Source organism: Soonwooa sp. (assembly GCF_030151385.1).
GTDB lineage: Bacteria > Bacteroidota > Bacteroidia > Flavobacteriales > Weeksellaceae > Soonwooa.
Window position 1 is genome coordinate 42338 of record NZ_JASLDS010000034.1, and the last position, 13675, is coordinate 56012.

The window sequence follows — 13675 nt, forward strand, 5'->3', positions numbered from 1 at the left end:
ATGATAAAAACGGATGTTTTAGTAATTGGGTCGGGCATTTCTGGATTGTCCTATGCCATCAAAATTTCGGAAAAGTTGCCAGACACCAAAATAATGATTGTCACCAAAGCTGACGAGGACGAAAGCAACACCAAGTATGCACAAGGAGGACTTGCGGTAGTTACTGATTTTCAGAACGATAACTTCCAAAAGCATATTGACGACACCATACGTGCTGGCGACGGCGAAAACAATCCCGATGTTGTAAAAATGGTGGTGGAAGAAGCGCCAAAACGTTTTAACGAAATCGTAGAATGGGGCGCAAAATTTGACCAAGAAAATGGAAAATTCGCTCTTGGTCGCGAAGGCGGTCACACCGAAAATAGAATCGTCCATCACAAAGACATCACTGGTTTCGAAATCGAACGTGCGCTTTTGGAAACGGCTCGCAATTCTCCAAATATCGAAATCCTACCTTATCATTATGTGATTGACTTGTTGACGCAACATCACGTTCCGGGAAAAGAGTTGGACACCAACAACATCCACTGTTATGGTGCTTACATCTTGGACGAAAAGCAAAAGCAAATCAAGAAAATCACAGCAAAAATAACTTTGGTGGCAACTGGTGGTGCGGGGCACGTTTATAAAAATACGACCAACCCAATTATTGCGACAGGCGATGGAATTGCCTTTGTTGCAAGAGCTCACGGGATGGTTAGCAATATGCAATATTATCAATTCCATCCAACAGCGCTGTATTCTAAACTTGATGGAATGTTATTTTTGATTTCGGAGGCGGTACGAGGCGATGGTGCAAAACTTCGCACGAAGAACGGAAAACCTTTTATGCAGAAGTACGATCCGCGCGAAGAATTGGCTTCTCGTGACATCGTAGCACGTGCTATCGACAACGAAATGAAAACCTCTGGTGACGAATATGTTGGTCTTGATTGTCGCGAGATGGACAAGGAAAAGTTCATGAAACATTTCCCAAACATCTACAACAAATGTCTAAGCGAAGGTATTGACCCTTTCAAACAATTGATTCCCGTTGTTCCTGCTGCGCACTATTTAATGGGCGGAATTAACATCGATAAAGATGGACAATCGTCTATCAAAAATCTTTTTGCGGTTGGCGAATGCACCAACTCTGGACTTCACGGCGCTAATAGATTAGCATCCAATTCTTTACTAGAAGGTTTGGTATTTGGACACAACGCTGCTTTAAAATCGATGACTTTGCTTGAGGAAAATAATTTCAACTTTGATGACCTAAAAGCCATCCCCGAATGGAATGAGGAAGGCATGAAAATAATGGACGAAATGGTTTTGGTAACTTACCTTAGAAAGCAACTTCAGGAAATGATGAGCGATCTTGTAAGTATTGTTAGAAGCAATGAACGTCTAAAAATCGCAAAGAAAAAGCATCAAGATATTTCTGAAGCAGTTGGCGAATTGTACAACTATTCTATTCTTTCACCACAACTTTCGGAGCTTAGAAACCTAGTAAGCGTTTCGGGACTTATCATCGATCAATCTTTAGAAATGAAACAAAACAAGGGTGCATTCTATAATAAAGATTTCGCATAAATCTATTTAAGTTTTACTTTAGGACAAATAAATTAAACGATACAATTTCAATTATTTAAAATGAAAAAACCAGCATACGTAACCGACAAAGCAGTTCAAACTTTTATAAAGGCTGCCATAGAAGAAGATATTAACACCGGTGATTATTCTACACTATCTACAATTCCCAAAGATTTGGAGCAAAAAGCAAAACTTTTGGTAAAAGAAGATTGTATTTTGGCAGGTGTCGAAATGGCTTTAGATATTTTTAAATACATTGATAAAAATCTTAAAACTGAAGTTTTTATAAAAGATGGGAAACAGGCGAAAGTTGGAGACATCGCTTTCATCGTAAGTGGAAAAGCGCAATCTATTCTTTCTGCTGAACGACTGGTTCTCAACTGCATGCAACGTATGAGCGGCATCGCAACTTTAACCCACGAATGGGATCAAAGATTGGTTGGAACAAAGACTAAACTTTTGGATACTCGCAAAACGACGCCTAATTTTAGAATTTGCGAAAAATGGGCGGTGGCAATTGGTGGCGGTACCAACCACAGATATGGTTTGTATGACATGATTATGTTAAAAGACAACCACATCGACTATAATGGAAGTATTACCAATGCTGTTAATATGGCTAAATCATATCTTCAAGAAAATAATTTAGATCTGAAAATTGAGGTAGAAACTCGAAATCTAATAGAGGTTGCCGAAGCTATCGATGCTAAAGTTGACAGAATTATGCTTGACAATATGGATGTAAAAACCATGAAAGATGCTGTGGACATGATTGGAGGCGCTTGCGAAAGTGAAGCTTCTGGAGGTATTACCAGAGATCAATTAAAGGAAATCGCCTCGACTGGAGTAACTTACATTTCGGCGGGTGCTTTAACGCATTCCGCAAAAAACATTGATTTAAGCTTAAAAGCGATCAAAGACTAAAGCCTTAATAATCAGTCAATTTTAATTAAAACTTAACGCAACATTAACGGAGTGTTAAGTTTTAATTAAAATGACAAATGTTAATTCTTTGTTAAAGCCTAGTTAATTTTTATTTCTGAAATTTGCAGTGTCAAATAAATTAGTAATTGAGACAAATGAAAAGCAATTTTGGAAGACGATCTTTATCAATCGTTTTAACACTATCAACTGCGAGCATCTATTTTGCTCAGCAAAAGCCGAGCGACACACTTAGGTCTAATGACATTGAAGAAGTTGTTATCACCAGTGTAGCAGATATCGCAAAAGACAGAAAAACGCCTGTAGCTGTATCTACAATTAAAGAGGGTCAAATCGTTGAGCGTCTAGGAAACCAAGAATTTCCAGAAATTTTAAAATCAACACCATCTGTATATACCTCAAAAGGTGGTGGAGGTTTTGGTGATGGTCGTATTAACATCCGTGGATTTGATACTAACAACATCGCAGTAATGATTAATGGTGTACCAGTTAACGACATGGAAGGTGGTACAGTATATTGGTCAAACTGGGCAGGACTATCTGATGTGACTTCTGCGATGCAGGTACAGAGAGGTCTTGGATCTTCAAAATTAGCAATCGCTTCAGTTGGTGGTACAATCAACGTATTAACGAGAGCTGCTGATAAAAAAAGAGAAGGAAACGTAACAGTTGGTTTAGGTAACGATGGTTATTTAAAAACAATGTTCTCTTACAACACTGGAAAATCAGCAAAAGGATGGTCTTCATCATTCTTAATGTCTAGAACAGCAGGTGCAACTTACATCGATGGTTCTGACTTCGAAGCTTACAACTATTATTTTGCTTTAGGTTTCCAACCAAACGCTAAGCACGATTTCCAATTTACTTTTACTGGAGCGCCACAATGGCATAACCAAAACTACCAAAGTACAATTGACAACTTAATAAAGTACGGTGGTACAGCTGACAAACCAAATAGAAAATACAACTCAAACTGGGGTTATCTAAATGGTAAAGAAATGTCTCAAACTGTTAACTACTACAGTAAGCCAGTAATGTCTCTTAACTGGGATTGGAAAATGGACGAGCAATCTAAATTGTCAACTGTTGTCTACGCATCTTGGGGACGTGGTGGCGGAACTGGTACTTTGGGAACAATTAACAAAACAAGTATCAACAACTTACCAAAAACCGCTGATGGTTTAATAAGATTTGATGATATCTATGCATGGAACCAAGGTAGAGCAGTAGCAGATTTTGGTGCTGTTAACAAAACGCCAGGTATCGCTGACAGAAACAATGGTATCGTTAGAAGAACACACGTTAACTCACATGACTGGTATGGTATCTTGTCTAACTTCCAACACAAAATCAACAATAACTGGAACTTCTCAGTTGGTGTTGATGGTAGATACTACTACGGTTATCACCCAGGTGTAATTTCAGATTTCTGGGGTAATTCTCAATATAGAGAAACCAACAACCTAAATATTCAACCTTACTATACAGTAACTCAATCTTACAAACCTCAAAATTCTGCCAATCCATTTGAGAAAGCTATTAAAGATGAGTCTCAAATTGCAAGTAGAAACTACAATGGTGAAGTTATGTGGCTAGGTGCATTTGGTCAATTAGAATACTCTAACGACAACCTTTCTGCATTTGTACAAGGATCAGCATCTAACCAAGGAATGCAAAGAATTGACAACTGGATTATCGATGGTGTGACAGTACAACAAGGACAAGTTGTAAATACTAAAACTGGTTTTAAAAACATTTGGGGTTACAATGCTAAAGCAGGTGTTAACTACAACATCAACGAAAACCACAACGTATTTGCTAACATCGGTTTCTACTCTAAGCAACCTAACAACTACGCAGTATATCCAAGTTCCCAACAGGTTATCAACCCGAGACTAAATAACGAAAAAATCTCTTCTGCTGAATTAGGTTATGGTTTCAGAAACTCTAAATTTAGAGCAAACGCTAACTTTTATTATACACAATGGAAAGATCGTTTCACACGTCTAATCAACTTAACGATGAAAGATCAAAATGGTGCAGATACAAGAGTATATGCTAACATTGATGGTGTTACAGAGATACACATGGGAGCAGAATTGGAGCTTAGCTACAAGCCTGTTAACTTTATCGAAGTGACTGGTATGTTCTCAATGGGAGACTGGCATTACAAAGGAAATGCTACAGGAAGTACATTTGATGAAAATAACCAACCATTCACGCCACAAGGAGGTGATGCTACAAAAACGTTATATTTAGATAAAATTAAAGTTTCTGATGCTGCACAAACTACAGCTTCATTAGGATTAACTGTAACTCCTGTTAAAGCGTTTAACATTTTTGGTTCTTGGAACTACTATGATAAATATTATGGTGTATTTGATGTAACTAAAGCATCTTCCAAAGACACTAAAGGAGCTTTAAAGCTTCCTAGCTACAACTTGTTTGATGCGGGTATCTCTTATACTTTCAATTTGTTGAATGGAAACAAGTTAACTTTAACAGGAAACGTTTACAACCTATTTGATACTTATTACATCGCAGATGGTAAAACAAGTATCTTCGCGGATGACAAACCATCTAATCTAAGAGACGGAACTAAAAACACGCAAGGTCTTACATACGAGCAACTTGGCTATATGTACAAAGGTGTTGCAACAGCTAACCAAGTATATTTCGGATTCGGAAGAACATGGTCTGCTACAGTTTCTTATAGATTCTAAGAAATTTAATATTAATACATCTCAAATCCCGACCAATGGTCGGGATTTTTGTTATCTTTGTTAACATAAAATAGAAGACTATGGGATTTTACAACATTTTATTACATGCACACAAAGGATTCGCTTATTTAGAGCTTTTGTTAGTTGCCTTATTCTTAGTAGCCTTATTAATGACCATGTTTGGTTACAGTGGCAAAGTCAACAATTTCCTAAAGAAAACAACTTTGTTTACCATGATTTTCTTCCACATTCAATTGTTAGTTGGAATAGTTATTCTATTCACATCACCTGGACTGAAAGCTGTCCTTGCTGCAGGAGAATTAATGAAAGATGGGAACAGAGAAACATTTGTTGAACATCCATTCTCTATGATTATATGCGTAATCTTAATGACGATTATCAACAAAAAAGTTAAAACTGCCGAAACAATCAACCTAAAAGTAGTTATCATGGGAATTTTAGCCATTGCTCTATTTGCATTCGCTTTCCCTTGGACTAGAGTATTCGGAGCTTAAAATAATTTTGAATTACAAATTATGAGTTATTAATTTTACACTTCTAATTTTGTAATCATTTAATAAATAATCTTTAAAACCTTTATTTAATTCAATGAAAATAGCAGTAGTTGGCGCTACCGGAATGGTAGGACAAGTGATGTTGAAAGTTCTTGAGGAAAGAAACTTCCCTGTAACCGAGCTAATTCCAGTAGCTTCAGAAAGATCTATTGGCAGCAAGGTCAAATACAAAGGAACAGAGTATGAAGTAGTATCCATGCAAACTGCTATTGACAAGAAACCGGAAATCGCAATCTTCTCAGCTGGTGGTGGCACTTCACTAGAATGGGCACCAAAATTTGCAGAAGCGGGCATTTTTGTAATTGACAATTCTTCTGCTTGGAGAATGGATCCAACAAAGAAATTGGTGGTTCCAGAAATCAATGCAAGTGTTTTGACAAAAGAAGACAAAATTATTGCAAACCCGAATTGCTCTACTATTCAGTTGGTTATGGTGCTTGATCCATTAAATAAAAAATACGACATCAAACGCGTTGTAGTTTCGACCTATCAATCGGTTACAGGAACTGGAAAAGCTGCTGTTGATCAATTGAATGCCGAGATTGAAGGTAAAGACGTAGACAAAGTTTATCCTTATCAAATTTTCAAAAATGCGTTGCCACACTGCGACGTATTTGCAGATGACGATTACACCAAAGAGGAAATCAAATTAATGAAAGAGCCTAAAAAAATTATGGGCGACGACAGCTTTAATTTGACGGCGACTGCTGTTAGAGTACCAGTACAAGGTGGACATTCTGAAAGTGTTAATATCGAATTCGAAAACGAATTTGATCTTGATGAAGTTAAAAAAGTCCTTTCCGAAACACCAGGAATTGTTGTTTTGGATGATGTTAAAAATAACCAATATCCAATGCCATTAATGGCTGAGGGAAAAGACGATGTTTTTGTTGGAAGAATCCGAAGAGATATTTCACAACCAAAAACACTCAACTGTTGGATTGTTGCAGATAACCTCCGAAAAGGCGCTGCAACCAACGCAGTACAAATCGCTGAATATCTTCTAGATAAGAAATTAGTATAAACCAAATGCTCACCCGAAAGTGAGCATTTTTTTATTATTAGATTAACCAAACAATAGTCAATTCCTTTTTCAAACTTATGAGTCCTACTGGTCAAAATATCAGCAAAAAAAATTTTAGATTTCAACGCAATATCGCGATAGTCGGAATTATCCTTTTTATCGGCAAACTCGTCGCTTGGCGTCTTACCAATTCTGATGCTGTGTTTTCTGACGCGATGGAAAGTATCGTCAACATCATTGCCGCTTTCATGGGACTTTACGCCCTTTATGTAGCTGCAAAACCTAAAGATGAGGATCATCCTTATGGGCACGGAAAAGTCGAGTTTATAACCTCAGGCGTCGAAGGAACTTTAATCATCTTCGCTGGTATCGTTATCATCGTACAAGCAGCCAATTCTCTTCTAAGTAATAATGTCCCAGCCAAATTGGATTGGGGAATGCTTATCGTTGCTATGACGGCAGTTATCAACTACATAATGGGCTATATTTCTCTTCAAAAAGGTTTAAAGGAAAAATCGCTTGTTCTGCAAAGTTCGGGCAAGCATTTGATGATGGACACTGTTACCACAGGTGGCGTTGTTGTCAGTTTAATCATCATTTATTTTACCAAAATATATTGGTTAGATGCTGTCGTTGCCTTAGCTTTTGGTGCCTACATTATTTTTGTTGGCTACAAAATCGTACGCAAATCTCTAAGCGGAATTATGGATGAGCAAGATCTTGACTTGGTCGAAAACATCGCAGAAGTTTTAGAAAAACATAGAGAAGACGATTGGATTGATGTTCATAATATGAAAATCCAGCAGTTTGGTGCAAATCTTCACATCGATGCTCACATTACATTTCCTTATTATTATTCGTTAAGAGAAGCACATCAAGAAATGGAAAAAGTAATTTTGGTTCTAGCAAAAAATGTGAAGCGCCAAATAGAATTCAATTTTCACATGGACGATTGCAAACCAAAATCTTGCGAAATCTGCCAACTAGCAAATTGTCCAGCACGGGAAAAAGAATTTCAAAAAAGAGTTACTTGGACTGCGAACAGCATCACACAACCGGACAAACACGACATTAACAACTAAGCTGTCTTCGATTGCAAGTGTTTTCGGTAATAAAATATCGGTACAATCAGCAGTAAAGTCATCGGTTGAATCACAAATCTTCGAATGTAAAAAGCGAACAAATTTCCTATCTTAAAATCTGTGTAAATGCACCAAAGATAGATTGGAAAGACAATTGCAAAAACCAAAAGCATCAAAACAACGGCTTGTTTTGTCCATGTTTTATTTCTAAATAAATTCTGAATAATTATTGTTGAAAAAACTAAATTAAGAATAAACCTCAGCAAATAACCCAAAATAAGCTTTGTATCATCAAACTTTGGAAAATCTCCAACTTTTATTTCATCTTTAAAATAAGCCAAAAAAGGATCATAGAAAATCTTATCTTCTAAGAAGCGAACAGTAATTAATCCTGCAACACTTAGGATGATTAAAAGAACATTAATTGGTTTCATGATCTTCTTTTAAAGCAAAAAATTTAATCCAAACAATCCACAAGATAATCACCGTTCCGTAGATAATTGCTGGAAAAATATAGTCATGGAACATTTTTCCATATTGTGGGAAATCTGCTAGAACCATATTGAGGCAAGCAATTCTCACAAAATTCATAATATGCAAAACCACCAAGCCGCCAAGAACAAAAAGAATTGTTTTAAAACCTTTGTAAAATGCTAGAATAAAAGCTACAAAAAGAATCATCACAGATACGGCATTGCAACCCTCTACCATTCTGGACAAATAATTACCTCGGACAATAAATCGAATCCCTTCATCACCAATACCATCTTGTAAATTTGACTGAAATCCACAAGAATTCTGAAGCCAATTGGCTTGTTCTCCAACCAAACGCGAAAAAGGATCAACAATAAAATTATCGAACTTATTGAGGTATAACTGATACAATAAAATTAAAACCAAATATATCCCGACAAAACGAAGGAGAATTTTTAAAACTGGTTTCAAATCTTTTAGCATAAAACAAAACTACACATTTATTTGCATCTTTCCTTAATCTAGGCATTCTTAAAGCTTAAAATATTAAATTTGTAGCTATGGAATCAAACATCAAAGAATTCTTTAGCGCATTTTGTCAATCCGAAAACGTCGAAATAAAGGCTTTGCCTCAAAGTGGCTCTTCTCGCAAAAATTACATCGCATCTTGCAATGAGAAAAAATATGTGATAACAGACAACGATAATATTCGAGAAAATGAAGTTTTTTTTTACTTCACTAAGATTTTTTCGGAGTTAAATCTTAACACACCTAAGATTTTTAAAATTTCTGAAAACCGTCAAGTTTACATCCAAGAATATCTCGGCCAAAACACGCTTTCAGAAATTATCGCAACAGAAACTGATACATCTAGAATTGAATCGCTTATAAAGAAAACACTAGAGCAACTATTTGATTTACAACAAAAAAGCATCAATAAAATCGATTATACAAAAACATTCGATTATGAAGCTTATGACGAGTTAGCTATAACACACGATTTATACTACTTCAAAAATTTCTTAATCGACATTCTTGAGATTCCATATCACAAATCAAAACTTTTAAAAGAATTTCAGGATATAACCAAAATAGTTTCAAATTTAGAACCCAAAGCTTTGATGATTCGAGATTTCCAAGCTAGGAATATTATGGTGGATGATAACGATGATATTTTCTTCATCGATTATCAAGGCGCGATGTTTGGTCCTTTGATGTACGACGTTGTTTCTTTTCTTTATCAAGCCAAGGCCAATTTCTCTGAAGATCTAAAACAAGAAATGCTTAGCTACTACATTTCTATGTTCTCAGACGAAAATGAGCAAGAAACGCTCAAAAAGTCCATTAAACCGATAATTATGATGCGATACTTACAAGTTTTGGGAGCCTACGGTTTACGAGGTCTAATACAGCGTAAAAAACATTTTATCCAAAGCCTAGAGCAAGGCATCAAAAATATTGTTGATCTTTCTAAAAATTGGCAAGATATGCAACAGTATCCAGAACTACTCAATGTCATTAGTCAACTAGAATCACAGGAAACCAAACAGAAAGTACAAAACTTACTTCAATAAAAAATCCCTCCAAATAAATTTGGAGGGATTTTTAGTATAATTATTTTAATCTTAATTCAATTGAGCTTTGTTAAGCGCTAAACTGTTTTCATTTAGGATTCTTTTTGCAAAACGGAACTTCGGTCCCCAATACTTATCATTAAGTGACGAGACCATCACTCCTCTCGACGTCGCCGAATGGATAAACTTAATTTCACCATCAGCAGTTACTTCTTCAACAATACCTACGTGAGAGATACGTCCTCTACCATGAGAGAAGAAAACCAAATCTCCTTTTTTAAGTTCTGATCTGTCAACAGAATCACCTTCTTGAGATTGTGCTGCAGCAACTCTTGGAAGGCTAACACCTGCAGCAGCTCCGAAAACTGAAAGTACAAATGCTGAACAATCGATTCCACTTCTTGTAGTACCACCGTATCTGTAAGGTGTTCCTAGATAAGTACTTGCTTCGTCTAATATGTTGTCGATTGTTTTTTCGTGCTTAATTGCTTCTGCAATCATCGATGCTTTGATCGAGTTAGAAGCGTTATTAAGAGATGCCAACATTCTTTTAGCTTGGATGTTATCAGAAGTTTCAGCTTTAACAACAACTGGTGTTAGTTTGGCATCGGTTTTGTATGTATTTGGTTGTGATACAACGTAGTTTGATACACATGATTGTAGGGAGAATGTCGTAATGATCGCTACTAAATAAAACAGAACTCTTTTCTTCATATATATTTATTTAAACGTGTTAAACAGGTTTCTTTTTGTTCAAATGCAAGGCAAATTTAAAGAATACCGATAAAAGAGCTTTTCATATGGAAATATCAGAGGCTCGTTTTAACACATTTTAACATTTTTAATAAGAATGTTAAGTAAAAACAAATCGCAAAGCACCATTTTAGGGGCTTTGCGATTTTATTTTGTTTAAGATATTTTAACAATTATCATTAACATCTATATTTTAGTTAGAAATCATCTATTTAACAATATAGGTTTTCTCAAAACAAATACTCGTTTCTAAATCTTTATACTGTCCATAGTTTTCTATAATGCTATAACCAAGCTTTTTATACAGCGAAATAGCTTCTGGTTGGTTGATTCCTGTTTCTAATATTAATTTGTCGTAACCTAAATCCCAAGCCCAAACTTCCAATTCTTTTAAAAGTCGCGAAGCGAAACCTTGGCCACGTTCAGAGTCCAACACAAACATTCTTTTTACTTCGGCTGTTTTATCATCGTAAGATTTTATTGCACCACAAGCGACTGCTTGGTTGTCTTTGTATAAAACCAAACAATGCTTTAAGGAATCAATTCCGTTAAACTGATGATAGAAGTCGTGATCGTCACCATCTCGGATGGCTAAGTCAGCATCCAAAAGTTTTACTAAACTTTGGAAATCTGGATTTGTAGAGTCTGTTTTCTTTATTTCGATGTTATACATATATATAAGGTATAATTTTTTTTGAATGAATACTTATCAAAAACCAAGCAGTTCTAATGTACTTCTCGAAACGTTTGTTTGTCCGAAATACTAGCCACACATCAACAATAACCAGTTAGTAGTCACTAGCCCCGATAGGAACGGCATCCTTTTGTGGTGGAGCTAGGCGACGGAGCGTAGCGGAGTCGTCCGAGCGACACGACAAAAGATACAGTGGATAGCGGGAAAAAGCTCCAAAAAAATAATAAAAAGCTTTTCGATGAAATCAATTGTTCCTAAAGCAATCGCCGTGGTCAAAAAGCTTCAAATAAAAAGACCTACAATCGTAGGCCTTTTCGTTTTATCTTGTGAACAATAGTTCTCTGTATTTGGTCATCGGCCAAAGCTCGTCGTCAACCATCATCTCCAAAGCGTCGGAACCTTCGCGAATGGTGTCAAAAACAGGTTTTACCTTGTGACAATAAGCTTCCGCTTGTTTGTGGCTGTCTTTGATGTTTTTCGCAGCTTCTTTTTCTTTAAGAAGTTCGTCAACGCCTAATTTCATTTTCGAAACGTTTTCAGAAATCTGAGTAATCAAGCTGATTTGCTCTTTTCCAAGAACTTTGAATTCCTTGTCACCAAAGATTTCTTTAAGACCTTTTACGTTTTCGATCAATCTGTTTTGGTAGTTAAGCGCCGCAGGAATAATGTGGTTTCTTGCGATATCCGCTAAAACGCGCGCCTCGATGTCGATAACGGTTGAATATTTCTCGAATTTGATTTCGTTTCTTGCTTCGAATTCTCTGTGTGAGTAAATTCCCAACTCTTCAAAAAGGTCAGAGAATTTAGTATTTAACTCTTGTTTAAGCGCTTCTGGTGTTGTTTTGTGATTATTAAGACCTCTCTTTTTAGCTTCTTTTGCCCAATCGTCAGAATAACCATCTCCTTCGAACAAGATTGTTTTCGACTGCTTGATATATTCTCTCAACACATTGAAAATCGCTTCGTCTTTCTTAAGTCCACCTTCGATTAGTGTGTCAACTTCTTTTTTGAAAACGCGAAGTTGCTTTGCAGCAATGGCATTCATCACCGTCATGACTTCCGCACAGTTTGCAGAAGACCCAACCGCACGAATTTCAAACTTATTACCTGTAAAGGCAAAAGGCGAAGTTCTGTTTCGGTCTGTGTTATCCAAAAGGATTTCAGGGATTTTACCAACAACGTTCAGTTTTAATTCTGTTTTTTCTTCTGGAGATAATTTCCCGTCGGTTACTTTTTCAAGTTCTTCCAAAACGCTAAATAGTTGACTTCCGATAAACGCAGAGATTATTGCTGGCGGCGCTTCGTTAGCGCCCAAACGGTGATCGTTACTTGCTGAAGCAATACTTGCTCTCAATAAATCTGCATAATCATGAACAGCTTTCAATGAATTCACAAAGAATGTCAAGAACTGTAGGTTTTTCTTTGGATTTTTCCCTGGGCTTAAAAGGTTTTCACCTGTATCTGTCGCCAAACTCCAGTTGTTGTGCTTTCCACTTCCGTTAACACCTGCGAAGGGTTTTTCATGGAATAAAATATGGAAATGGTGTTTGTGTGCAATTCTCGCCATAATGTCCATCAGCAAAGAGTTGTGGTCAACTGCAACGTTACATTCTTCAAACATCGGCGCCAATTCGAACTGATTCGGCGCAACCTCGTTGTGGCGTGTTGTAACTGGAATTCCCAACTTCATACATTCGATTTCCAATTCTTTCATAAAGTTCATGACTCTTGTAGGAATTGATCCGAAATAATGATCATCTAATTGCTGTCCTTTTGCTGGTGAGTGTCCAAGCAATGTTTTGCCCGTTAACACCAAGTCTGGACGAGAAATATATAAGGCAGAATCTACCAAGAAATATTCCTGCTCCCAGCCTAAAGTTGGTGTTACTTTTGTGACATTTTTATCGAAATAAGCTTTACAAACGTCTGTAGCAGCTTCGTCAACTGCGTTTAAAGCACGTAGTAAAGGTGTTTTATAATCTAAAGTTTCGCCTGTGTAAGAGATAAAAATCGATGGGATACAAAGTGTTGTTCCCATGATAAATGCTGGCGAAGTTGGATCCCAAGCTGTATATCCTCTTGCTTCAAACGTATTTCTAATTCCACCATTTGGGAAAGAAGAAGCGTCTGGTTCTTGCTGAATCAACATTCCGCCGTTGAAACGTTCGATAGCTCTGTCACCTTCAATTGGCGTAAAGAATGAATCGTGCTTTTCTGCAGTTGTCCCTGTTAATGGTTGAAACCAGTGCGTGTAGTGCGTTA

At 36.7% G+C, this 13675-nt stretch carries 12 protein-coding genes; 7 read left to right on the plus strand and 5 right to left on the minus strand.

Translation table 11 applies throughout. The annotated features are described in order from the left end of the window. From nadB to Q1V95_RS06035, 6 genes are all read left to right on the plus strand, one after another. Positions 1-1572, plus strand: a complete 1572-nt coding sequence (gene nadB, locus Q1V95_RS06010; RefSeq protein ID WP_300671629.1) for an L-aspartate oxidase — start codon at positions 1-3, stop codon at positions 1570-1572. 60 nt (positions 1573-1632) lie between these two features. Further along, complete coding sequence (nadC, locus tag Q1V95_RS06015) at positions 1633-2496, plus strand: carboxylating nicotinate-nucleotide diphosphorylase (protein ID WP_300671635.1); 864 nt, start codon at positions 1633-1635, stop codon at positions 2494-2496. 155 nt (positions 2497-2651) lie between these two features. Then, positions 2652-5237 (plus strand): TonB-dependent receptor, encoded by a 2586-nt coding sequence (locus Q1V95_RS06020; RefSeq protein WP_300671638.1) that lies wholly within the window; start codon positions 2652-2654, stop codon positions 5235-5237. Positions 5238-5317: 80 nt separating this feature from the next. After that, positions 5318-5752: a hypothetical protein gene (locus tag Q1V95_RS06025; RefSeq protein ID WP_300671641.1), complete on the plus strand. Its 435-nt coding sequence runs from the start codon at positions 5318-5320 to the stop codon at positions 5750-5752. A gap of 94 nt (positions 5753-5846) precedes the next feature. Next, on the plus strand, positions 5847-6836 hold the full coding sequence (locus tag Q1V95_RS06030; RefSeq protein ID WP_300671644.1) for an aspartate-semialdehyde dehydrogenase: 990 nt from the start codon (positions 5847-5849) through the stop codon (positions 6834-6836). 77 nt (positions 6837-6913) lie between these two features. Beyond that, positions 6914-7918, plus strand: a complete 1005-nt coding sequence (locus Q1V95_RS06035) for a cation diffusion facilitator family transporter (RefSeq protein WP_300671646.1) — start codon at positions 6914-6916, stop codon at positions 7916-7918. On the opposite strand, the gene Q1V95_RS06040 is transcribed toward Q1V95_RS06035, so the two are convergent. Both Q1V95_RS06040 and xrtF read right to left on the minus strand, forming a co-directional pair. Further along, on the minus strand, positions 7915-8352 hold the full coding sequence (locus Q1V95_RS06040) for an exosortase F system-associated protein (protein WP_300671649.1): 438 nt from the start codon (positions 8350-8352) through the stop codon (positions 7915-7917). The two genes, Q1V95_RS06035 and Q1V95_RS06040, sit on opposite strands and share 4 nt — an antisense overlap. Further along, complete coding sequence (gene xrtF, locus Q1V95_RS06045; RefSeq protein WP_300671652.1) at positions 8339-8863, minus strand: exosortase family protein XrtF; 525 nt, start codon at positions 8861-8863, stop codon at positions 8339-8341. The genes Q1V95_RS06040 and xrtF overlap by 14 nt, the downstream gene beginning before the upstream one ends. 89 nt (positions 8864-8952) lie before the next feature. Between xrtF and Q1V95_RS06050 the strand changes: the two genes are divergently transcribed. Beyond that, positions 8953-9966 (plus strand): phosphotransferase, encoded by a 1014-nt coding sequence (locus Q1V95_RS06050; protein WP_300671655.1) that lies wholly within the window; start codon positions 8953-8955, stop codon positions 9964-9966. A 51-nt stretch (positions 9967-10017) separates the two neighbouring features. On the opposite strand, the gene Q1V95_RS06055 is transcribed toward Q1V95_RS06050, so the two are convergent. From Q1V95_RS06055 to Q1V95_RS06065, 3 genes are all read right to left on the minus strand, one after another. After that, positions 10018-10680: an NlpC/P60 family protein gene (locus tag Q1V95_RS06055; protein ID WP_300671658.1), complete on the minus strand. Its 663-nt coding sequence runs from the start codon at positions 10678-10680 to the stop codon at positions 10018-10020. Between the two features lie 247 nt (positions 10681-10927). Then, positions 10928-11392: a GNAT family N-acetyltransferase gene (locus Q1V95_RS06060; protein ID WP_300671661.1), complete on the minus strand. Its 465-nt coding sequence runs from the start codon at positions 11390-11392 to the stop codon at positions 10928-10930. 340 nt (positions 11393-11732) lie between these two features. After that, a partial coding sequence (locus Q1V95_RS06065) for a glutamine synthetase III (protein ID WP_300671664.1) occupies positions 11733-13675 on the minus strand: 1943 nt, incomplete at its 5' end.